The sequence below is a fragment of the Mesorhizobium sp. RCAM 05104 genome (assembly GCF_059683645.1).
On the sequence record NZ_CM185033.1, the window covers coordinates 43,524 to 64,483 of the forward strand.

Annotated in this window: 28 protein-coding genes and 1 pseudogene; 9 read left to right on the forward strand and 20 right to left on the reverse strand. The window is 61.7% G+C overall.

Annotated elements, in window-relative coordinates:
* Positions 1 to 30 precede the first annotated feature (30 nt).
* On the forward strand, positions 31 to 189 hold the full coding sequence (locus AC56QP_RS00225; protein WP_489861373.1) for a hypothetical protein: 159 nt from the start codon (positions 31 to 33) through the stop codon (positions 187 to 189).
* 27 nt (positions 190 to 216) lie between these two features.
* Here AC56QP_RS00225 and AC56QP_RS00230 read toward each other — a convergent pair whose 3' ends face one another.
* The 3 genes and pseudogenes from AC56QP_RS00230 to AC56QP_RS00240 all read right to left on the reverse strand — a co-directional run bounded on the left by AC56QP_RS00230 (position 217) and on the right by AC56QP_RS00240 (position 2,051).
* Entirely contained in the window at positions 217 to 441 is a 225-nt protein-coding gene (locus tag AC56QP_RS00230) for a hypothetical protein (protein WP_489861372.1), read from the reverse strand.
* 412 nt (positions 442 to 853) lie between these two features.
* Positions 854 to 997, reverse strand: a pseudogene (locus AC56QP_RS00235) (zinc-binding alcohol dehydrogenase family protein); the annotation flags it as partial.
* Entirely contained in the window at positions 963 to 2,051 is a 1,089-nt protein-coding gene (locus tag AC56QP_RS00240) for a site-specific integrase (protein WP_489861371.1), read from the reverse strand. The pseudogene AC56QP_RS00235 and the gene AC56QP_RS00240, both read right to left, overlap by 35 nt.
* A 128-nt stretch (positions 2,052 to 2,179) precedes the next feature.
* Here AC56QP_RS00240 and dusA point away from each other — a divergent pair, with 128 nt between their 5' ends.
* Positions 2,180 to 3,175 carry a tRNA dihydrouridine(20/20a) synthase DusA gene (gene dusA / locus AC56QP_RS00245; RefSeq protein ID WP_489861370.1) on the forward strand — a complete coding sequence of 332 codons (996 nt, stop codon included), beginning with the start codon at positions 2,180 to 2,182 and terminating at the stop codon, positions 3,173 to 3,175.
* A gap of 16 nt (positions 3,176 to 3,191) precedes the next feature.
* Here the strand turns inward: dusA and AC56QP_RS00250 are convergent, their stop codons facing one another.
* Together AC56QP_RS00250 and AC56QP_RS00255 are read right to left on the reverse strand one after the other, a co-directional pair.
* Positions 3,192 to 3,893: a TIGR02281 family clan AA aspartic protease gene (locus AC56QP_RS00250; protein ID WP_489861369.1), complete on the reverse strand. Its 702-nt coding sequence runs from the start codon at positions 3,891 to 3,893 to the stop codon at positions 3,192 to 3,194.
* Positions 3,894 to 3,906: 13 nt separating this feature from the next.
* Entirely contained in the window at positions 3,907 to 4,140 is a 234-nt protein-coding gene (locus tag AC56QP_RS00255; protein ID WP_489863436.1) for a DUF1289 domain-containing protein, read from the reverse strand.
* A gap of 199 nt (positions 4,141 to 4,339) precedes the next feature.
* Between AC56QP_RS00255 and AC56QP_RS00260 the strand changes: the two genes are divergently transcribed.
* The gene (locus AC56QP_RS00260) at positions 4,340 to 5,338 is read left to right on the forward strand and encodes a nicotinate-nucleotide--dimethylbenzimidazole phosphoribosyltransferase (RefSeq protein WP_489863435.1); all 999 of its coding nucleotides are present in this window, start codon (positions 4,340 to 4,342) and stop codon (positions 5,336 to 5,338) included.
* Positions 5,339 to 5,371: 33 nt separating this feature from the next.
* Here AC56QP_RS00260 and AC56QP_RS00265 read toward each other — a convergent pair whose 3' ends face one another.
* Positions 5,372 to 6,892, reverse strand: coding sequence for a sensor histidine kinase (locus tag AC56QP_RS00265; RefSeq protein ID WP_489861368.1), 1,521 nt, complete (start codon positions 6,890 to 6,892; stop codon positions 5,372 to 5,374).
* A gap of 75 nt (positions 6,893 to 6,967) precedes the next feature.
* Here AC56QP_RS00265 and AC56QP_RS00270 point away from each other — a divergent pair, with 75 nt between their 5' ends.
* The 4 genes from AC56QP_RS00270 (at position 6,968) to AC56QP_RS00285 (ending at position 9,511) form a co-directional block, all read left to right on the forward strand.
* Positions 6,968 to 7,591 carry a thermonuclease family protein gene (locus AC56QP_RS00270; protein WP_497100869.1) on the forward strand — a complete coding sequence of 208 codons (624 nt, stop codon included), beginning with the start codon at positions 6,968 to 6,970 and terminating at the stop codon, positions 7,589 to 7,591.
* Positions 7,592 to 7,634: 43 nt separating this feature from the next.
* On the forward strand, positions 7,635 to 8,246 hold the full coding sequence (locus tag AC56QP_RS00275; RefSeq protein ID WP_489861367.1) for a glutathione S-transferase: 612 nt from the start codon (positions 7,635 to 7,637) through the stop codon (positions 8,244 to 8,246).
* The gene (locus AC56QP_RS00280) at positions 8,186 to 8,911 is read left to right on the forward strand and encodes a uracil-DNA glycosylase family protein (protein ID WP_489861366.1); all 726 of its coding nucleotides are present in this window, start codon (positions 8,186 to 8,188) and stop codon (positions 8,909 to 8,911) included. Before AC56QP_RS00275 ends, AC56QP_RS00280 begins: the two co-directional genes overlap by 61 nt.
* 108 nt (positions 8,912 to 9,019) lie before the next feature.
* Positions 9,020 to 9,511 (forward strand): Lrp/AsnC family transcriptional regulator, encoded by a 492-nt coding sequence (locus tag AC56QP_RS00285; protein ID WP_006205209.1) that lies wholly within the window; start codon positions 9,020 to 9,022, stop codon positions 9,509 to 9,511.
* Between the two features lie 28 nt (positions 9,512 to 9,539).
* On the opposite strand, the gene AC56QP_RS00290 is transcribed toward AC56QP_RS00285, so the two are convergent.
* The 13 genes from AC56QP_RS00290 to moaA form a co-directional block, all read right to left on the reverse strand.
* A complete protein-coding gene (locus tag AC56QP_RS00290; RefSeq protein WP_489861365.1) occupies positions 9,540 to 10,112 on the reverse strand; it encodes a DUF3299 domain-containing protein in 573 nt (190 codons plus the stop codon).
* Between the two features lie 62 nt (positions 10,113 to 10,174).
* Positions 10,175 to 10,714, reverse strand: coding sequence for a GNAT family N-acetyltransferase (locus AC56QP_RS00295; protein WP_489861364.1), 540 nt, complete (start codon positions 10,712 to 10,714; stop codon positions 10,175 to 10,177).
* Positions 10,711 to 11,424 (reverse strand): DNA alkylation repair protein, encoded by a 714-nt coding sequence (locus AC56QP_RS00300; RefSeq protein ID WP_489863434.1) that lies wholly within the window; start codon positions 11,422 to 11,424, stop codon positions 10,711 to 10,713. Before AC56QP_RS00300 ends, AC56QP_RS00295 begins: the two co-directional genes overlap by 4 nt.
* Before the next feature lie 12 nt (positions 11,425 to 11,436).
* Entirely contained in the window at positions 11,437 to 12,306 is an 870-nt protein-coding gene (locus AC56QP_RS00305) for an NAD(P)-dependent oxidoreductase (protein ID WP_489861363.1), read from the reverse strand.
* Between the two features lie 112 nt (positions 12,307 to 12,418).
* Positions 12,419 to 13,240 carry an ABC transporter permease gene (locus AC56QP_RS00310; protein WP_489861362.1) on the reverse strand — a complete coding sequence of 274 codons (822 nt, stop codon included), beginning with the start codon at positions 13,238 to 13,240 and terminating at the stop codon, positions 12,419 to 12,421.
* Positions 13,237 to 13,956 (reverse strand): ABC transporter permease, encoded by a 720-nt coding sequence (locus AC56QP_RS00315; RefSeq protein ID WP_489861361.1) that lies wholly within the window; start codon positions 13,954 to 13,956, stop codon positions 13,237 to 13,239. Before AC56QP_RS00315 ends, AC56QP_RS00310 begins: the two co-directional genes overlap by 4 nt.
* Positions 13,957 to 14,036: 80 nt before the next feature.
* Positions 14,037 to 14,822, reverse strand: a complete 786-nt coding sequence (locus tag AC56QP_RS00320; protein WP_256754456.1) for an ABC transporter substrate-binding protein — start codon at positions 14,820 to 14,822, stop codon at positions 14,037 to 14,039.
* Between the two features lie 157 nt (positions 14,823 to 14,979).
* On the reverse strand, positions 14,980 to 15,489 hold the full coding sequence (gene mobB / locus AC56QP_RS00325; protein WP_489861360.1) for a molybdopterin-guanine dinucleotide biosynthesis protein B: 510 nt from the start codon (positions 15,487 to 15,489) through the stop codon (positions 14,980 to 14,982).
* Entirely contained in the window at positions 15,486 to 16,118 is a 633-nt protein-coding gene (mobA, locus tag AC56QP_RS00330; RefSeq protein WP_489861359.1) for a molybdenum cofactor guanylyltransferase MobA, read from the reverse strand. The genes mobB and mobA overlap by 4 nt, the downstream gene beginning before the upstream one ends.
* 56 nt (positions 16,119 to 16,174) lie before the next feature.
* Positions 16,175 to 17,095: a DMT family transporter gene (locus AC56QP_RS00335; protein ID WP_489861358.1), complete on the reverse strand. Its 921-nt coding sequence runs from the start codon at positions 17,093 to 17,095 to the stop codon at positions 16,175 to 16,177.
* A 119-nt stretch (positions 17,096 to 17,214) separates the two neighbouring features.
* Entirely contained in the window at positions 17,215 to 17,574 is a 360-nt protein-coding gene (locus AC56QP_RS00340; protein WP_489861357.1) for a hypothetical protein, read from the reverse strand.
* 115 nt (positions 17,575 to 17,689) lie between these two features.
* A complete protein-coding gene (locus AC56QP_RS00345) occupies positions 17,690 to 18,163 on the reverse strand; it encodes a hypothetical protein (RefSeq protein WP_489861356.1) in 474 nt (157 codons plus the stop codon).
* Between the two features lie 56 nt (positions 18,164 to 18,219).
* Complete coding sequence (moaA, locus tag AC56QP_RS00350; RefSeq protein ID WP_489861355.1) at positions 18,220 to 19,215, reverse strand: GTP 3',8-cyclase MoaA; 996 nt, start codon at positions 19,213 to 19,215, stop codon at positions 18,220 to 18,222.
* A gap of 199 nt (positions 19,216 to 19,414) precedes the next feature.
* On the opposite strand from moaA, the gene AC56QP_RS00355 reads away from it, so the two are divergent.
* Together AC56QP_RS00355 and AC56QP_RS00360 are read left to right on the forward strand one after the other, a co-directional pair.
* Positions 19,415 to 19,768, forward strand: a complete 354-nt coding sequence (locus AC56QP_RS00355; RefSeq protein WP_256754463.1) for a gamma-butyrobetaine hydroxylase family protein — start codon at positions 19,415 to 19,417, stop codon at positions 19,766 to 19,768.
* A 71-nt stretch (positions 19,769 to 19,839) separates the two neighbouring features.
* Positions 19,840 to 20,451, forward strand: a complete 612-nt coding sequence (locus AC56QP_RS00360) for a pyridoxamine 5'-phosphate oxidase family protein (protein ID WP_489861354.1) — start codon at positions 19,840 to 19,842, stop codon at positions 20,449 to 20,451.
* Between the two features lie 26 nt (positions 20,452 to 20,477).
* On the opposite strand, the gene AC56QP_RS00365 is transcribed toward AC56QP_RS00360, so the two are convergent.
* On the reverse strand, positions 20,478 to 20,930 hold the full coding sequence (locus tag AC56QP_RS00365) for a MarR family winged helix-turn-helix transcriptional regulator (protein WP_109671239.1): 453 nt from the start codon (positions 20,928 to 20,930) through the stop codon (positions 20,478 to 20,480).
* Positions 20,931 to 20,960 lie beyond the last annotated feature (30 nt).

Here is a 20,960-nt window from a genome sequence, read left to right on the forward strand (position 1 = left end):
CTCGACTGTAAGGCGTGCGGGACAGTCCAGTTGGACATCCCCGATAACGCCACTGACAATACGCCCATCCATTGCAGCAACTGCGGCCGCTACCTCGGCGACTGGGGGGAACTGCAGGACGACTTCCACAGGCAAGCCGGCGATGCGCAAGCTTTCGACCTGAACCATGGCAACATCATCAAAAAGTAGCGCTGAGAAGGCAAAGTCTCTTGTCGATCAATGCGGCTTCCTCGGCCCCGGTGACACCTCGGCCAAGTCGAGGAGCGCGTCCAGGGCACCGGTCATGTCGCGCACCACCTCCACGGAATTCCTTCGCAGCACCGTTACGTCAGTTTCCATGCCCTCGGTGGCATGCCGATAAAGTTGCTCTGCAATGCCGGACAGGCGCCCCATGTTATGGGCGATGTTCTTGCACAATTGCATGGCGTCGTCGTGTGTCACGGGGATATCCTCTCCATAGGATTATTTCGGCCTGGGCAATTGGTGCGGAGCGGCCGCTGTCTCATCGCCTTGACAGGACGCTACGCTCGATAAGACATCTGAGCCGTTCGCGATCGAGAGCCGCGATGTTGCAATTGCCGAGATGTCTTTGGAGCATAGCGAGTGCCGCGGCCTTGGCGCGGCGAGGGGACGTGATTGCGGATGTGATTGTTGAAAAAGCGGCCGTTAGCAAACGCAGACTGAAACGCGGCAACGGCCTCAAGTGGTACCTCCAAGAACTCGTAGTGCTTCCTGCCGGCTGCCCGCCAGGGTTGCTGACGCCGATCGTGGGCGACGGCCTGTTCGAGCATGGCGGCCACTTCCCTGCCACAGGTTGCGCAAGAAGCTGCCGTCGACGTCGGTGAGCCGCCAATACGTTGAAGCGATCGAACAGCATCTCCCAGGCCGTGAGCGCCGTCAGCGGTAGAGCCGCAGCGGCACCCGCCGACAGCGACGCCGGGGCCGGTCCGACGATGCGTTCGTCAACCAGTTGCAGCTCGGCACTCGAGCGATGTCTGTTGAAGCCTCGCCGCGATCAGATGAAGTTGCTCCGGCCTCAAATGGGTATAGCGGCGTAGCATCTTCCAATCCTTGTGCCCGGTGACCATCGCGACCTGCTCGATGGTGAAGCCAGCTTCGAACAGGCGACTTGTGCCTTCGTGACGCAGGTCGTGGAAGTGCAGATCCTCGATCTTAAGTTCATGACAGGCACGTCGGAAGGCAGTTCCGGCCGATTTCCCATTGTAGGGGAAGATGCGTCCCTTTCCCTCAGTGGAAAAACGCTGCTCTTCGAGGATCGCGCGGGCGTCGTAACCACTCACATCGAGGAGCGGGATACGCATGTGATTGCCCTTCTTGTGGCGTGGGTCCTTGCGATCTCGTATCAGCAGGGTGTTGTTGCGGTCGTTGAGGTCCTCCCACGTAGCGTTGCAGATTTCCCCGAGCCGCATGGCGGTTGCGATCGCAAAGCGGATGATCTTGTCGACGGGGATAATCTGGAAGTTGTTTCCTCTGAAGTATCGGATCAGGGCCTCTATCTCATCAAGCGTCGGTCGCCGATCGCGCTCGTTACCCTTGCCAACAAGACCCAAGCGGGCGAGGGCGACACGACCAAGTTCCACCGGCTCCGCTGAATAAGGCAGTCCATGCACAGCCGCGCCGTGCACCAGCAATGTCCGGATGTATCCGATGTCTATTCCAACGGTGACAGGTCCGGCGCCTTCCTCGGCTCGTTCCTTGCCGAACTTTATGACCTGTTCGCGATTGAGATCGGCGATGTTGAGCCTTCCGAGCCTGGCTCGTAGCAGGTCCAGGCTGAATGCCTTCGAACGCCCGGTCGCCTTGCCAACTTCCGCCATATCGGCGATATGCAGGTCGATCAGGTCGGAGACCGTTTTGATCCCGTCCTTGTGCTTGGGAGCAGGTTTCTGACCCAGGTCGATTTCTCGCTCAATTCGGCGCGCCCACATCTCGGCGTCCTTGCGGAGCGAGAAGCTGGTGCTGAGGTAGTGACCCTTGCAGCGAACCTGTACACGCCACTTGCCGGAAGCCAACTTGTTGATGGATGCCATGGGTGGTCTCTTTTTCGTGCACGCTGTGTGCACAGGGAGGAGTACAAAATGCGAAAACTGACGGATATCGTGTCGTACAAACGGCGAACGTGTGCACGTTTTAAGGCTCTGAAAATACGAGAAAAAGCGTGATAAATCAAGCTCATAGGATTTCCGTTGCGCCTATGATGGACTGGACGGACCGGCATTGCCGGTTCTTCCATCGCCAGCTGACGAGCCGTGCGCTGCTCTACACCGAGATGGTGGTCGCCGACGCGATCATCCAGGGCGCGCGTGAGCGGTTGCTTGGCTTCGATGAGACGGAACATCCGGTCGCGCTGCAGCTCGGCGGCTCCCACCCAGGCAAGCTTGCCGAGGCGGCGCGCATTGGCGAAACCTTCGGTTATGACGAGATCAACCTCAATGTTGGCTGTCCGTCGGACCGCGTCCAGTCTGGCACGTTTGGCGCCTGCCTGATGAAGGTGCCTGATCTCGTCGCCGGCTGCGTCGCGGCGATGAAGGCGGCGGTGACAATTCCCGTCACCGTCAAATGCCGGATCGGCGTCGACGAGCAGGATCCCGAGCCGGCGCTCGATGCGCTGGCGGATGGTGTTTTCGATGCCGGCGCCGATGCGTTGTGGGTGCATGCGCGCAAGGCCTGGCTGGAAGGGCTGAGCCCCAAGGAAAATCGTGACATTCCGCCGCTCGACTATAGTCGCGTCTATCGACTGAAGGTCAGAAAACCAAATGAATTCATTGGCATCAATGGTGGCATTCAATCCATCGAAGAGGCGCGGGCGCATCTCGATCATGTCGACGGCGCGATGCTTGGCCGCGCGGCCTACCACACGCCCGGCATTCTGGCCGGCGTCGATGCCGCCTTCTACGGCGTCAAGTCCGATGCGTTCGATTTCGCCGGGCTGATCGACAGGATGGCGGACTATGCGGCACACCATATCGAGCAGGGCGGTCGGCTCGGCCATGTCACCCGCCATATGGTCGGGCTGTTCCACGGATTGCCCGGGGCGCGCCGCTACCGCCAGATCCTGTCCACCGACGCGACCCGGCCCGGCGCCGGACCGGATATACTGAAGACGGCTTTCGCCGCCGTTGAATTCAGTGGAGCGGCGGCCGAAGCGGCCTGACACGTCAAGGCTGGCTTCAATCCCTGAGGATCATGCGGTCGCCGCGCACGTCGAAGCCCGACAGCGAGCCGATGAAGTTCATGCCGAGCAGACTCTGGCTGAGCATGCCCGGTGCCGCGACCATCACCGACATGTCCTTGCGCACGATGCCGCCGATCGCCACCTCGTTGGTTTTCACGGCGGCGGCGCGCGCCATGCCGTTGGCGGTCGAGACCGGTATGGTGTAGTTGAGCACCGCTGGATTGAAACCGGCGGCTTGCGCGTCCTCCGACGTCAGCACGGTGCTGGTCGCGCCGGTATCGACAACGGCCCGCACCGGATTGCCGTTGATCAGGATTCTCGCTTCGAAATGACCATTGTCGGCCTTGTCGAGCGTCACCGTGGCGTGGCCATCCTCGATACCCAGGGCGAGCGGACTGCCGGGAACAAGACCAGCGGTCACCCGGCTGGCAATATCCTGCAGTTCGTAACGATATTGGTAGCCGGCGATCAGCACGAGCACGATTGCCGCCCAGGCGCCGAGGTTGCGGGCCATGGCGCCCAACGGTCGACCCGACCGCAGCAGACCGGCGCCGATAAGAGCGCCAAAGGCGCCAAGCCAGATCAACCGGCTGAAATCGTAATTCTCGACGCCGAGCGTGCTGCCGCCGGAATCGTTGAACATCAGCAGGACCGTTCCCACCCCGATCGCCGCCATCAGTATCCAGAACAACCTCATCCGCGTGGCCGCCTCACGAAAGGGCGTCGCGTTCGCGCGCTATGCGGGTGCGGCGCGTTTCGCGACGTGGCCGGCGCTCGACCGTCTCCAGGCGAGCAGGCAATTCAGCCATGACACTGCGGCGCGTTTCCGGCGTCATTCCCATCCAGGCGCCGATTTCCTCGCGCGTGCGACCGCAACCGAAACAGAAGCCGGTTTTCATGTCGATCGAACAGACCAGGATGCAGGGGGATTCGATGGCCGTCATGACTTTCTCTTGAGGGCTTCCTGCCGGAATCCCTTGTTCCATCTCCACATGGTGCAACCGCAATGCCAATGCAAGCCCTCGCGATTGCGCCTTCCGGGACCACCTTTGCGGCAAATGCAGGAGGATGATCCAGGAGGTTGTGCCGACCACGCAACGCGGCTATGCCGCTCCCCAACTCCATGGAATGATCGCCAACGACATGACCAGCGCACTGCCTTTCGACGATTTTCGTAACCTGCTCGCCAACCTGCCGGCGGCCGACACGACAGCAGAGGCCCGCGTGCGCTCGCTGTTTGCCAAGGCCGACAAGCCCAGGAATTCACTTGGCCGAATCGAGGACATTGCCGCCTGGCTGGCCGCCTGGAGCGGCCGTGCTCCGCCCGCGGTGACGAGACCGTCGATGGCGGTCTTTGCCGGCAACCATGGCGTCACCCACCACGGCATTTCACCTCGCCCGATGGCGGCGACCGCCAATGCGGTCGAGCTTTGCGCGGCGGGAGGTGCCGCGATCAACCAGATCTGCATCGCCAACGATCTCGGCTTGAAGGTTTTCGATCTTGCCCTGCACATCCCGACCGCCGACATCAGCGAGGATGCAGCGCTTGATGAGCGTGGCTGCGCCGCCACCATGGCCTTCGGCATGGAAGCGATCGCGGGCGGCACGGATCTGCTTTGCCTTGGCGACATGGGTGTCGGCAACTCCACCGTCGCCGCCGCCCTGTTCGCGGCGCTGTTCGGGGGCAGGGGCGTTGACTGGGTCGGTCCGGGGTCGGGCGCCGATGCGGCGATGCAGGCACGCAAGGCTGACGTGGTCGATGCGGCGCTGGCCTTTCACGGCGGCCATCTCGGCGACCCGTTTGAGGCGCTGCGCCGGGTTGGCGGCCGCGAGTTCGCGGCGATAGCCGGCGCCATCCTCGCCGCACGGATGCAGAAGATTCCGGTTCTGCTCGACGGAGTCGCGGCAATGGCGGCCGCAGCGGTGCTGCATGCCGCCAACCCCACAGCACTCGACCACTGTCTTGTCGCCAGCCTGTCTCCAGAGCGCGCGCATGCGCGGGTCGCCGAACGCCTTCGTCTGCGCCCGTTGCTCGACCTCGGTATAAGTCATGGCGAAGGGGTAGGGGCCGCTCTTGCCGCTGGTCTGGTCAAGGCGGCGGCACTGACCAGTTCGGGCATGGCCGCGGCTGTTCGTAACTAGGCACCAGACAAGGCTATGTCGGGACGACTTCCGTTAGCGCCGGCGCGCCGCCACCGCCGCGGTCGGCAGCGCGGGCAGCTCTTCCATCACCCGGCTCAGCGGGAAGATGGCGATCGCCTCGGTGCCCTCGCGCAGCTTGGAATGAAGTTCGAACTCGCCGCCATGCATGGCTAGCAACCCCTGCACGATCGGCAGGCCAAGACCTGTGCCTTGCTCGGCACTCTTGATGGCGATCGAGCCCTGGCCGAAGGCCGAGAGCACAATCGGGATCTCGTCCTCGGGTATGCCGGGACCATTGTCCTTGACCGAAATGTATTGACCGCCGCCCGCCGTCCAGCCGACGCGAACGCGAATTTCGCCGCCGGTGGCGGTGAACTTGATGGCATTCGACAGAAGGTTGAGGGTGATCTGACGCACCGCCCGCTCATCGGCGAACAGGCGCGGCAACTCATGCTCGAAATCCTGGACAACGCGGATATCCTTGTTGCGTGCCTTCAGTTCCATCATGTGGCAGCAATCCTCGACGATGTTGAGCAGCATCAACGGCTCCTCGTTGAGCTGGTAGCGGCCGGCCTCGATGCGCGACAGGTCGAGGATCTCGTTGATCAGGTCGAGCAGATGCTGGCCAGATTCATGCACGTCATGGGCGTAGTCGCGATAGGTGGGGTTGCTCATCGGCCCCAGCACCTCGTTCGACATCACCTCGGAAAAACCGAGAATGGCGTTGAGTGGCGTGCGCAGTTCGTGGCTCATAGAGGCGAGGAACCGCGACTTCGCCAGATTGGCATCCTCCGCCCGCCGCCGCGCTTCGTCCGACATCGATTTCGCCGTCTCCAGTTCGGCGATCAGCGCATCCTTTTCGGAGCGGAACGACAGCAGCATCAGGGAGGAGCGGTTGAGGTGGCGAGCCACATAGGCGAAGAAGGGCAGCGACACGACCAGCAGCCCGGCCATGATCGCCTCGACCGGCATCCATAGCTTGACCACGGCATAGGTGTAGAACGCTACCGGAACCGCAAAGGTCGCCAACAACGCCCCGCGCAGGGATGAAGCCATGACCGCGGTCGCCGCCATGATGAACAGCAGCACCACCGCCTTGGCCACCTGGAACTGGTCGACCTGGCAGGCACCGCAGCCGAGCCACACGAACCAGCCCCAGCCGAGGCCACACAGGAAATGGCCGAGCAGGAATTCCCGTCGTGTTTGCAAGGGGGTGAGTTCAGAAGCTTCCGCACGCTCAACGCGCCGGGCCATGAAGGCGACGAGGGTGTAGCAGGTCAGCGTGAACAGCGCCCAGAGGCCGATCTCGTTGCCGACGCCGGCGAGCCGGCCGGCTGCCGCGATCGCCAGGACGAGAAGCGGAATGGCGATGGCGCCGCTTGTCATGGAGCGGGCGTGGAGCTTCAGCAGTTCGCGATCGAAATCAGGATTGCCGGCCTGCTGCGAAAGACGGTCGCGCGTCTTGCGCACCGCGCGCGCGACATCGCTGTTGCGATGGCGTTTCCTGCGGTCCACAATGAACTTGTCCGCTGTATTCGAGCGTTGCAAGGGCATCAAAACTTCAATTTATGCGAGCAGCGGTTTCCAAGTGTTAAGCTACGTTCGAATGATTAACCAACCGTTTGCCATATGAGCCGTTCATGGGCCCCAGGGCCGCGCCGGCGATACGCCGCGCCACGTCAGAGAAGCTTGTGGCGCCGGCTGCTGGACTACGGGCTTACCGTCGTCATTCTCGGATTGCTGATCCTGCTGGCGGCTCGCCTCGACCGGGTGGAAACCCGCAAGGCGGAAGGGGCTGCAATCGTCAATGACGGCGATTCGATCACGCTCGGCACCGAGCGCATCCGCATGCGTGGAATCGATGCCCCGGAGTATTCGCAGACCTGCCGCAAGAATGGCGCCGACTATCCGTGCGGGACGCTTGCGCGCCAATCGCTGGTGCGGCTGATCGCCGGCAAGCCCGTTTCCTGCAGCGGCTGGCAGCGTGACCGCTATGGGCGGCTGCTTGGCGACTGCACCGCCGGTGGCAAGGATATCAACCGTGCGCAGGTCGAGGCGGGCTGGGCGGTTGCCTATGGCGACTACGAGAGCGAGGAAGCCAACGCCCGCGCGGGAAAGGCCGGCATCTGGGCGGGCACATTCGACCAACCGCAGGACTGGCGCGACAGCCATCACGGCCAAATCGTCGAAAGAAAGCACGGCACGCTGGCGTCGATCGGCGATGCCGTGCGCGAGATTTTCCGTTTCTGGTGATCGCGCATCCTGTAACTGGACCGACAACGAACGGGAGGATGGAATGAAGCTCTTCGACGGCGGCCGGGCGCCCAATCCACGGCGGGTGCGCGTTTTCCTGGCCGAGAAAGGCATCACGGTGCCGCTGGTGCCTGTCGACATGGGCGCGCTGGAGCACAGGAATCAGGCGGTCAGCTCGCGCAACCCTCTGCAACGCCTGCCGGTGCTGGAGCTCGACGACGGCACCGTCATCACCGAATCCGTTGCCATCTGCCGCTATTTCGAGGAGTTGCATCCGGAGCCGGCCCTGTTCGGACGCGGCGCCCTCGGCAAGGCACAGGTCGAGATGTGGCAGAGACGGATGGAGTTCAACCTGCTCAGCTGCGTCGCGCAGGCCTTTCGTCACATCCACCCGTCCATGAAGGAATGGGAAATCCCGCAAATTGCCGAATGGGGCGAGGCCAACAAGCCGAAGGCCGTGGAGTTCCTCACGATTCTGGACAGTGAACTGGGCAGCCGGGAGTTCATAGCCGGCGACAGCTATTCGATCGCCGACATCACAGGCCTGATCGCCGTCGACTTCATGAAACCGGCACGTATCAAAGTGCCGGAGGAATGCACCAATGTGTTGCGCTGGCATCAGGCGGTTTCCAGCCGACCGAGCGCCGCCGCCTAACCATGATCCTGAAAAATGGAAGCCGGTTTTCGGACAAGACCATGGTCGACCAGGATGCGCTTGATAGTTTTGCAGCGACGGTTCGCGCTTGCCGAATCTGCGTCGAGAATCCGATCGGCAAACCGCTGCCGCACGAGCCACGGCCAGTGCTGCGACCTTCGTCCAAGGCCCGCATCCTGATCGCCAGCCAGGCGCCGGGAACCAAGGTGCATGTCACGGGCATGCCGTTCACCGACGCCTCCGGCGACCGCCTGCGCAGCTGGCTCGGGGTGGCAAGCGACGAATTCTACGACATCGAGAAATTCGCCATCGTGCCGATGGGCTTCTGCTTTCCCGGGCAGGATGCCAAGGGCGGGGACTTGCCGCCGAGGCGCGAATGCGCCCCGGCCTGGCGCGCGCCTTTGATGGCCTTGATGCCACGCATCGATTTGGTGCTGACGATCGGCATCTACGCGCAGTCCTGGCACATGGGTGCCGCGCGCCGGCCTTCGCTGACGGAAACGGTGATGGACTGGCGTGCCATCTGGGAGACTTCCTCCGGCCCGAAAGTGCTGCCGCTGCCCCATCCATCATGGCGAAACACCGGCTGGTTGAAGAAGAACCCCTGGTTTGAAATGGATTTGCTGCCTTTCCTGCGAGCGGAAATCCGCTATCGCCTTGGTTGACCTTTCAGCAAGAAATCACTCGCTTTTGCGCCAATCGGCAGAATTTCTTTCTTGTGAAAGGCCCTGATAAGGCGGACTATAGCCAATCTATTCCCTTGGGAGCACGAAATGGACCGCCTCGATAGAAAAATTCTCCGCCTTTTGCAGGAGGATGCGACACTCGCGGTCGCCGACGTTGCCAAGAAGGTCGGGCTGTCGACGACACCTTGCTGGCGGCGCATCCAGAAGCTCGAGGAGGAGGGCGTCATCAAGCGGCGCGTCGCCATCCTCGACCACGAAAAGGTCAATGTGCGGGTCACCGTCTTCGTGTCGATCCGCACCAATTCGCACAGCCATGAATGGCTGCGGCGCTTCTCCGAGGTCATCCAGGAGTTTCCCGAGGTGGTCGAGTTTTACCGCATGAGCGGCGACGTCGACTATCTCCTGCGCGTGGTGGTGCCCGATATCGCCGCCTATGACGCGTTCTACAAGCGTCTGATCGCCAAGATCGAGATCCGCGACGTGTCGTCGTCGTTTGCCATGGAGCAGATCAAGTACACGACCGAGATTCCGCTCGACTACATGGTGCTGGACAAGGAATCGGGCGCCAACGCCGCCTGAGCGTGACCTCACACAGGATCCGTCCTGCTTAGTTCTTCTTTTTGTTGAGGAAACTCCACGGCGAGTTGACCGGTAGCGTGATCGTGTCTGGCACGTTGTCGACGCTCACCACATCCGCCTTGCGTACCACATAGCCCGACTGGATGACGCTGACGCCGTCGAGGATGAAAAGCTGGCTCTTCTCCATCCCGGGCGTCAGCGTGCCGGTGACCGCAACCGGCTGATAAGCCTCCGACATCTTGTAGGGATGGGCTGGCGTGACCAGCACGATCTGGTTGGGCGGCGGTGTCGGCATGTGACTGCAGGCGCCCGTCCATGGCACCAGCAGGAACTGATAGACCAGGTCGCCGTCGCGATCGACAGGCAATGCATAGCCGGCCAACTGGATGGTCTTGTCCCGCAGGTCGACAGAGAGCGTTTCACCGTGATCTGGCATCTTGGCCGCAATCATCGGCAGCCCGGCGTTTTCGGCTGCGGCTTGCGTCGCCGGGCGCAGATCGTTCCAGAAAATGTGCGCGGTCTCGGCCGAGGCATCGATGGCGGCAACGGAGACCAACAACGCGGTGGCGAGCGCCATGGTTGATTTGGGATGATGGCTCATTGGCTGATCCGTTCCGAGGCCGCGCCCTTTGAGGTCAAGTAAAGCCGCCGCTGCCGATGACGTCAACGGACGAGCCGCATCACATGTCGGCGAGAACCGGCCATGCCGGTCTCATGGAACCCGCGCGCGGCAAACATCGGCTTGAAGCCCATGAAGCGGAGGCTCGGCGAATCCGGATCGACCGGATAGGCCTCGACAGCGGATGCGCCGCTCGTGAAGGCGTGATCGACGGCGGCCTCAAGCAAACGAGCGCAGATGCCGACGGCACGGTGAGGGCGAGCGACGAAGAAGCAGACGATGGACCAGATGTCTTTCTCATTGTCATTCTGGTCCGGCGACAACTTTCTGAAAGACTCGCGTGGCGCAACGGAGCACCAGCCGACGACTTCCTCACCACCGCGCGCGATGATGCCCACTGGTGTTCCGGCCGCGACGGTCGACTCCATCGCCCGCTTCTTGTCGGCACTGCTGCTCGACTGACGACCAGCAAGCTCCCGCCAACTCATGCACCAGCAGTATTTCGGGCCACCCGACTGTTCGAACAGCGTCTCGAAGTCCGGCCATGTCTGCCTGGTGACAGGAACGAAATCCAGGTCGATCATGTCTTGGGCATCGTCCTTGCCGACAGACGCTCGAGTGTTTTGCGGGCGGTCAGTTCCTTGACGGCATCCTTGCCGATCCAGCGCGCCGTCTTGTCCGCCGAGGCTGTCAGCTTTTGCGCCAGGGCAAGGGCAGGGCCGTGCAGGTTCAAAGACCGCTTGCCAATTTGCCGTAGCGCCCAGTTCACTGCCTTCCTGACGAAGTTGCGCGGATCGCCGGCATGAGCCTCTATCAATGGCAGATAATTCAAGAAGGTTGCGTCCGGCTCCTTCTTCAAATGCACCGTTGCCCATGCCAGCATGGCAAACGCGGTTCGGCGGACGAATTCGCGCTCATCCGTGGCGAACTCGTCGATAAGGTCGCGCCAGAAAGGCGTTGCGGCAAACAGATCCGAGACGCTGTCGACGACCTCCCAGGAATCGAAGTCGCCAGCCCAGCGGCGGCATTCTTCGATGGTGATCTTTTTCGGCTCGCCGGTGAACGCCGCCATCAGCCGCGCCTCGCGAATGCCGCTGTCCCATAGCACGAGGGCCCGCTCGTGGTTGCGCTTCACCTTGCGCGCCAATGGCCGCAAATCCGAATTGCCGATGCCGAGCGCGGTCGCGATGTTGATGCCGAACCGCGCCATGCCGGAAAGATTTTCCGGAGCGCGCAATGTCTTTAGATGGGCAACGATGTCATCGGCCGTCCAATCCGGATCTGGCTCAGACATGGCAGCCAAGTGCTATTTCTCCAGCCGCGCCAGCAGCGAGGACGTATCCCAGCGCTTGCCGCCCATCGCCTGCACATCCTTGTAGAACTGATCGACAAGTGCGGTCACCGGCAGCTTGGCGCCGTTGCGGTCGGCCTCGTCCAGGCAGATACCGAGATCCTTGCGCATCCAGTCGACGGCGAAGCCGAAATCATACTTGCCGGCATTCATCGTCTTGTGGCGGTTCTCCATCTGCCAGGACCCGGCAGCACCCTTGGAAAGCACCTCGATCACCTTCTCGATGTCGAGCCCGGCCTTCTTGCCGAAATGGATGCCTTCGGCCAGTCCCTGCACCAGTCCGGCGATGCAGATCTGGTTGATCATCTTGGTGAGCTGGCCAGCGCCTGCGGAGCCCATCAGGCCGACCATGCGGGCAAAGGCATCGATGACGGGCCTGGCCTTGTCGAAGGCCTCCTGATCGCCGCCGACCATGACAGTGAGAACGCCGTTCTCGGCACCGGCCTGGCCGCCTGAGACCGGAGCATCGAGGAATGAAAAGCCGCGCGCTTCCGCCGCCGCCGCCAGTTCACGCGCCACCTCGGCCGAGGCGGTGGTGTTGTCGATGAAAACCGAACCCTTCTTCATCGATTTGAAGGCGCCGTCCGGACCTGTCGTCACCGAACGCAAATCGTCGTCATTGCCGACGCAGGAAAAGACGAAATCCTTGCCCTCGGCCGCCTCCGCCGGCGTTACAGCGAAGCTGCCGCCGTGTTGGCCAACCCATTGCTCGGCTTTCGCTTTGGTGCGGTTGTAGACGGTGACGTCGTGGCCGCCCTTGTTCCTGAGGTGCCCGGCCATTGGATAGCCCATCACGCCAAGACCGAGAAATGCCACAGATGCCATAAGCTTGCCCTTCAGAATGAAAACGGAATTTGCTGCGAAAGCTCTAGGCTCTGCGCTCAATTCGTCAAGACGTGCGTAGCCCGATCGACTGGCACAGCAGCGTTTGAAGGGGTCAGCGTTTCAGGTGGATGGTGATCCGGCGCTCGATCCATTCGATCGCGTGGCGCAACAACTCGACCATGACAAGATACACCAAGGCCACCCAGATATAGGCCTGGATGTCGAAGCTGTTGGCGAAGGCGAGCTTTGCGTTACCCATCAGATCGTAGACGGTGATGATGGCGACGATCGCCGAAGCCTTGACCATCAGGATCAGCTCGTTGCCATAGGGCCGCAAGGCGACGATCAATGCTTGAGGCAGGATGATCTTGCGCAGCGTCTGCAGCTTGTGCAGGCCGAGCGAAGCAGCCCCTTCCCATTGCCCCTTGGGCACGCTCTCAATGGCGCCGCGCAGGATCTCGGCCTGGTAGGCGGCGGTGTTGAGTGCAAAGGCGAAGACGCCGCAGTTGAAGGCGTCTTTGAAAAAATCCCAGAGCCCGACCATCTGGAGTTGCGGCCTGAACGAGCCCAGCCCGTAGTAGACCAGAAACGTCTGAACCAGCAGCGGCGTGCCGCGGAAGAAGTAAACGTAACAATAGGCAAGTCCGGACAGAATCCGGTTCCTGGACATACGCCCATAGGCAACCGGCACCGACAAAATCGCGCCAAGCACCATCGAAATGGCAACCAGCGACAGGGTGACGCCGAGTCCTTGCAGATAGGCCGGCGCGTATTTGGCGAAGAAGGCGGCGTTCCAGGCAAAGAAGAGGTAGCTGACGATACCGAGGCCAAAGGCTGCCCACAGACAGACCAGCGCATAGCCGATGATGCGCCGGCGCGGCCAGCCGCGCGCTCGTGGTGGTGGCCGTTCGACCATGGCGGCCGTAGCGCTCATCGTTGCGCCTCTCGTTTGCCGAGCGAGCGCAAAATGGCACTGGTGGCGAAGGACGACACAACCGCCAGACCAAGAAAGACCAGGGCCGCCAGGCTGTAGAACAGGAACGAATGCTTGGTGACGCGCGCCGCCACACCGGCGTTGCGCAACGTCTCGGCAAGACCGACGACCGAAACCAGGGACGTGTCCTTGAGCAGGCTGAGCCAGCAGTTTTCCAGGCCGGGGAACGCGATACGAAGCAATTGCGGCAAGATCACCTTGCGCATCGTCTGCCATTTCGACAGGCCAATGGAATAGCCACCTTCATATTGCCCCTTCGGGATGGCGCGAAAGGCCGAAAGGAAGACCTCGCTGGCGTAGGAAGAGAAGATCAGTGCGAGCACAATCATCCCGGCGAAGAAGCTGTTGACGTCTATGGTCGCTTCGGGACGGAAATATCGGATGAGGTGTTGCAGCAGGATCGGCATGCCGAAGAAGAACAGGAAAAGCGTCACCAGTTCCGGCAGGCCACGAAAGACCGTGGTGTAGATGTTGGCGGCCAGGCGCAGCGAAGGCTCTTCGGACTGCTTGCCCATCGCGACAAAAAAACCAATCGCCAAACCGATAGGGAGCGTCGCCAGTGCAAGAAGAACCGTCACAATGACGCCATAAGCAATATCATCAAGCCAGCCGTCAGGTCCCCAACTGAGAAGTGTCCATATGCTCTGGGCTGGCATTGACAGGTCTTATCCCCACGGCGTTACCAAGATGAATGGAAAGACGGCGGGGAATTTCCCCGCCGTCTTGATCCTGTCAATCAGGACTCGGCGCCGAAGACGTCGAACTTGAAGTACTTGTCGTTGATTTCCTTGTATTTTCCATTGGCGCGGATGGCGTCGATGGCGGCATTGAGCTTGTTGACCAGGTCGGTCTCGCCCTTGCGTACGGCAATGCCGGCGCCCGGCCCGAAGATATCGACCGGTTGCGGCGACGGCTGGCCGAGAATCTTGCAGCAGGCGCCATCAGGCGAATCCAGCCACTGCTGCAGCACGACGATATCGTCCTCGATGGCGTCGAGGCGACCATTGGCAAGATCTGCCTGCTCCTCGGGGCTGCTCGGATATCCCTTCACGGTGCTATCGGTGAAGGTCTTCGTGGCATAGTTGAAATGGGTGGTCGTCGTGGCGACGCCGACGGTCTTGCCGGCGAGATCTTCCTTGGTCACACCCTTCAGCGTGCTGTCCTTCGGCACGGCGAGCGCCGACGGCGTGTTGTAGTATTTGTGGGTGAAGTCGACCTTCTCCTTCCGCTCCGGCGTGATCGACATCGAGGCGACGATGGCGTCGAACTTGCCGGCCTGAAGCGCCGGGATAATGCCGTCCCAATCCTGGGCGACGAAGGTGCACTTGACCTTCATTTCATCGCAAAGCGCCTTGGCGATGTCGATGTCAAAGCCGACGAGCTGGCCATCGGAAGTCAGGTTGTTGAATGGCGGGTAGGCGCCTTCGGTGCCGATCCTCAGGGTCTTCTCCTGGGCCTGGGCTACGCCGAGCGTCAGCAGCGCAGCCGATGCGGCAAGCGCGATACGCAGTGCAATACGCATGATAGTCCTCTCTTTATGTCCCGGCCGTCGTTCCGAAACGGCTCTGTGGGGCGGTGCTTTTGACCGCCCGCTGAGGCGATACTCCCATTCTTTCCAAGAAAAAAGCAACTGCAAAACCATAAAAATAGGCAATGCTATTCTGCCGCTGCGTTACCTCTCAAGCAACGAGCCCGGTGGCGCGCTCGATGAAGTCGGCTATCGACTTTGTATCGTCGAGATCGAACACCGGCAGGCTTTCGCCCTCCGTCGTGAAGTCGGCGGCCACGGCGATGATGGCGGGGTCACTCGCCGAAAGCGGTGTCCGGTCCTTCGCTTCCCGCCGGCGGGTTTCTATCTTGCGATGGGCCTCGCGCTTGTAGCCCTCGACCAGCACGATGTCGCAAGGCGCAAGCCGCGACAGAACCGCCTCCAGCGTCGGCTCATCCTCGCCGCGCAGTTCGTGCATCAGCGCCCAGCGAACACCGGAAACGATCGCGACTTCCATGGCGCCGGCCTGCCGGTGACGAAAGCTGTCGGCTCCAGGCTTGTCGATGTCGAAGTCATGATGGGCGTGCTTCACCGTCGAGACCTTCCAGCCACGCCGGACAAGCTCGATGACCAGCTTCTCGGTCAATGTCGTCTTGCCGGAGTTCTTCCAGCCGGTGATGCCGAAGACGCGTCTGTTCATGGTTTCATGCTCTGCAACAGACGCTCGGCCCGGGCAAGATCATCAGGCTCGTTGATATTGAAGAAAGGGTCGATCGGTTGGCCCGCGGATTGCGGAACGGGAAATTCCACGTCGACAAAATCATGCCGCTCGATGAAGGCCGAAACCCGCCTGTTGTCCTCGTCGACCAGAAAGCGCCGCAAGGCGTCGCGACAATCGGCCGGCCAGAGCGTGAAGGTCGGGTGCCGCTTGCCGGCTGAGCAAGCAACGGCAATCGAACCGGGGCGCTGATCGGTGGCCGCCGCCAGCCGCTCGACAAGATCCAGCGGCAGGAAGGGCGTGTCGCCGGCAGCGGTGACGATTGCCTCGCAAGCGGTGTTGGCGATGGTCCATTCGAGGCCGGTCAGGATTCCGGCAAGCGGCCCGGCAAAGCCGGTGACCGTGTCGGCAAGCACCGGCAGTCCAAAGCGGGAGAACCGCGCCGGGTCGCTATTGGCGCTGAGCGCCAGCGGCGCCACCTGCGGGGCAAGACGCAAGATGACATGGTCGAGCAGGCAGCCGCCGCCAAGCGGCAACAGACTCTTGTCGCCTCCGCCCATCCGTCTTGATTGGCCACCGGCCAGAATGATCCCCGCAACATCTCGCTTCATGCCATCGAGCCTGTACGCCAGCCGTCGGGAATCACAAGAACCTTCTCGGGAGCCGGCTAGATTCCGTCCGGCATCATGGTCGGCCCGGTGCTTTCGGTGACGATCTTTCGCCGGCCGACGATCCGCTCGCGGTAGAGTGCAAAAAGGCCGGAGCCGATGATGATGGTGGCGCCGATGACCATCGGCAGGTCGGGAACGTCAGCGAAGATGAAGAGGCCAAGCAGGATCGACCAGATCAGGGCCGTATAGCGGAACGGTGCGATGAAGGAGATGTCGCCCACCCGCATTGCCATGATGATGGACTGGTAGCCGATGAGCACAAGCACGGCGGCGAGCGCCAGCAAGGCCGTGCTTTTCCCTGCCATCGGTGTCCAGCCGCCCATCGGCGACAACAGCGCCGCGCCGACGATGGTCATGGCAAGTGCGGTCGCGGTCGAAACCAGAAGGGTCGGAATAGCCTTGGGAATCCTCTTGGTGGCGAGATCGCGCACCGCGCAACATGCGACGCAGGCCAACGCGACCAGGGAATATACGCTGAACCCTTCGAAACCCGGCCGCACGATGACCAGAACGCCGACAAATCCGATGGCGATGGCCAACCAGCGCCGCCAGCCGACATCTTCCCCGAAGACGAGCGCCGCGCCCATCGTCACCGCCAGCGGCAGCGCCTGCAGGACGGCCGAGACGCTGGCGATCGGCAAATGGGCGAGCGCGATCAGAAACGTCACCGTGCCGCCGGCTTCGCCGAGGACGCGTAGCGCCACCAGCGGGTCCAGCATCGAGCGCAGCCGGACGAGAGCACCGCGCTGCCAGGCAAGCGAGCCGACGAGAAGGGTAGCAAATGCTCCTCTGACCAACATGACTTGCGCCATGCTCATCGATTGCGACGAGTATTTGGTAATGGCGTCGTTGAGGGTGAAGCCGGCCATCGCCACCACCATGAGCAATGCGCCGCGAAGATTTGGAGAAAGGGGCAAGACAATTACCGGTTCTGCTTTGCTGCAAGCCTGTAGCAGCCGGGCCTGAAACAGCAATGGCAAAGGACTGGGCCACGGCCTTGCCGCGGCCCATAAAACCCCTGCGATAACGGTGGAATCTACTTCTTTGGCGTCAGCACCTCGGTGCCATTGCCGTCCTTGCCGGCGATCGTCCACAGACCGTGCAGCGAACCGTCGTCCATCACCTTGTAGACCACGAGGCCGATGTCCTTGTCCATGACATAGCCGGCTGAGAAGGCATCATCGTTGCGCATGCAGATGCCGTCGGAAGACGAGCCGCCCGTCTCCCAGTGGATCGTGCAGGTCGTCTGGCTGGTCAGCGTGATGGTGGCTTCGCCGTCATAGGTCGAGCCGTCGAAGTTGGTACCGGCGACCGTGTAGGTACCGCCAATCGACTGGGCAGCGGCTGGTGTGGCCGCGAGGCCAAGCAAGGCAAGAGAAAGAATGAGTTTGCGCATGTTTAATCCCCCGAGAAGTGAAAATCGCGACGGGCAGGCTTAGGGCGCAACTGGCCGACGGTAAATCCGGCCGGCGCCCGTGTTCGGCAATATTGTCGTTGTGTGGCCGAAATGTTCAGTGCGCCTTGAGGCTGCCCGCTATGGCCGCGACAAGCCGATCGTACTTTGACTTCACGGCAGGCGGGTATTCGAGCCATACGGTGCGGATGACACCATCCTTGCCGAAGAGGCGACGCTCATAAAAGATCTTTCCATCCTTCAAGCCCGACAGCACGGCCCAGTCCTTGCCGGCCTTGCTGTAGGTAATCTCGTAGCCTGGCTCCTTGATGGCTTTCTCCGCCGCGATGAAACCCTTCGGCGTGTCGTCGTCGATGTTAAGGATGCCCGAGCAGATCAGGCGGGCGCCATCGGCACTGAGCCATTCCTGCCCGTCGCCATTTTCGGGCTCAGGCTGGCGATCGGTGAAGACCTCGTCGGGAAAAGTGCAGAGGGTGCCGAAGCGCTCGTTGGTATAGGTGAAGGGAGCGGCACTTGCGCTGGTCGCTGCAATGGTTGCGACAACCGCCAGGAATGAAGAACGCCTCTGCATATCTAGCCTCGGAGCCAATGACCGAGAGGCGATCTTGCATGAATTTCTCGAAAAGGTCAGCCGCCCGTAACGCTCATATGTCGCGAAACAGAGGGGCGGCTGGTGCGGCGGTCGATGATGAAGTCATGGCCTTTCGGCTTGCGGCCGATGGCTTCGTCTATGGCGTCGGCGACCAGTTCGTTGCCTTCGGACGCGCGCAAGGGCGCGCGCAGGTCAGCCGCATCCTCCTGGCCGAGGCACATATAGAGTGTGCCTGTGCAGGTCAGCCGGACGCGGTTGCAGCTTTCGCAGAAATTGTGGGTCATCGGCGTGATGAAGCCGAGCCGGCCGCCGGTTTCGGTGACGTGGACATAGCGGGCCGGGCCGCCTGTCTTGAAGGGGATGTCGGTCAGCGTGAACTGGCGTTCCAGCGAGGCGCGCAGCAGAGACAGCGGCAGATACTGGTCGGTGCGGTCGGCATCGATCTCGCCCATCGGCATGGTTTCGATGACAGTCAGGTCCATGCCGCGGCCGTGCGCCCAGCGCATCATGTCTGGCAGTTCGGCGTCGTTGAAATCCTTCAGCGCCACCGCGTTGAGCTTCACCTTCAGCCCGGCCGCCTGCGCGGCATCGATGCCTTCCATGACCTTGCCGAGATGGCCCCAGCGGGTGATCTTGTGGAATTTGTCGGCGTCAAGCGTGTCCAGCGAAACGTTGATGCGCTTGACCCCGCAATCGGCGAGTTCGGCGGCGAAGCGCGAAAGCTGCGAGCCGTTGGTGGTCAGCGTCAGTTCTTCCAGGGCGCCGCTTTTCAGATGTCGCGACAGCTGGCGCACGAGGTGCATGATGTTCTTGCGAACCAGCGGCTCACCACCGGTGAGGCGCAATTTCCTGACACCCTTTTCGATGAAGACGCTGCACAGCCGGTCGAGTTCCTCCAGCGAAAGCAGGTCCTTCTTCGGCAGGAAGGCCATGTCCTCGGCCATGCAATAGGTGCAACGGAAATCGCAGCGGTCGGTGACCGACACCCTGAGATAACTGATCGTGCGACCGAAAGGGTCGATCATGTCCATGCTTCAAGCGCTTCCCGTGGCCGTGAACGGCTTCGTTATATATCGCTATGTGATACGATCCGGCCCACCATTCAAGATACCGTTTCTCGATCTTTGGTAACATTCCCTGGCCGACATCGCATGTCGGCTCACCGCAAACGGCTTTTCCCGTTTGGCGAAGCAGCGTAGGGAAGGGTGGATTGCCAAGGGATCGAACACCATGACCGCACCCAGGGAACTCCGGGTCTCAAAAGATCGCCGACTGCTCTCGGTGACCTTTCCCGATCATCAACCGTTCGAACTGCCGGCGGAACTGTTGCGCGTCGCCTCGCCCTCGGCCGAGGTGCAGGGCCATTCGCCCGAACAGCGCGTTACGGTTCCCGGCAAGCGCAATGTGGCGATCCTCAAGATCGAGCCGGTCGGCAACTACGCCGTCCGCATCACCTTCGATGACTTCCACGACACCGGCATCTTCACCTGGAATTACCTGCACACGCTCGGCCACGAGAAGGACGCGCGCTGGAATGCCTATCTCGCCGAGCTTGCGGAAAAAGGCTTGAGCCGGGATCGCTAGCTCCAGCAAGTCGGCGTCGTGAAAACGTCACCCATCGGGAGTAAGGGCGGCGGATATGCGGAGACGAAAAGATGTCCGTCATCACCACGGTCGAACAGCTCGAAGCCCTTTACGGATTGCCCGGCGAAACCTCGCTGGTCAAGGAACTCGACCATGTGATTCCCGAATACGCCGCCTTTATCGAGGCTTCGCCCTTCGTCGCCCTGGCGACGAGTGGGCCGGAGGGGCTGGACTGTTCGCCGCGCGGCGATCTCGCCGGCTTCGTGCGCATCCTTGACCCGAAAACGCTGATGATGCCGGACCGGCGCGGCAACAACCGCGCCGATTCGCTGAAGAACATCATTCGCGATCCGCGCGTCGGCCTGCTGTTTCTGGTGCCGGGCTCGGGCACGACGCTGCGCATCAACGGTCGCGCCCATATCACCACGGATACAGCGCTCTGCGCGTCGTTCACGGTCGATGGCAAGCCGGCGCGCTCGGTGACCATCATCAGCGTCGATTCGGTTTATTTCCAGTGTGCCCGCGCCATCGTCCGTTCCGAGCTCTGGAACCCGGCGAGGCATGTCGATCCAAAGTCATTGCCGACACCCGGCCAAATCCTCGAAATAACCAGCCGCAAGAACATCGACGGCGAGACCTATGACAGGGAATGGCCGGAGCGGGCGAAAAAGACGATGTGGTAGGGCTGACGGCCAGGCCGAGACGGCGGTCACGCCTCCTTCAGCACCTCATAGATCTTGCGCATCTGATCGCCGATCATGTCGCATTGCTCCGGTGTCGACTGGCTCATCGCCTTTTCGATCAGCGCCATATGGACTTTCAGCGCCTGCATCAGCAGCGCCTCGCCGGCTTCCGTCAGGGCAAGCCGCAGGATACGCTTGTCCTTCTCATCGCCTTCGCGGCGCAGCAGGCCACGCGCCTCCAGCTGCGGCAGCAGCATGGTGATGTTGGAGCGACCGACGAGCAGCTTGCGGGCAAGATCGTGCTGCGACATGCCGGGGTGGCGATAGAGGTTCATCAGCACATCGAGCTGTGCCGGCTTCAGGTCGAGCGGCGCAAGCTTCACCGCCAGCGTACGCTCCAGCACATGGCAGGCGCGCGCCACCGCGACCCAGTTGCGAAAACGCGGGTTGTCCCAGGGTAGCTCTTGTTTATTGTTCATCTTTGAACTATTATGTTCATGCTTGAACGT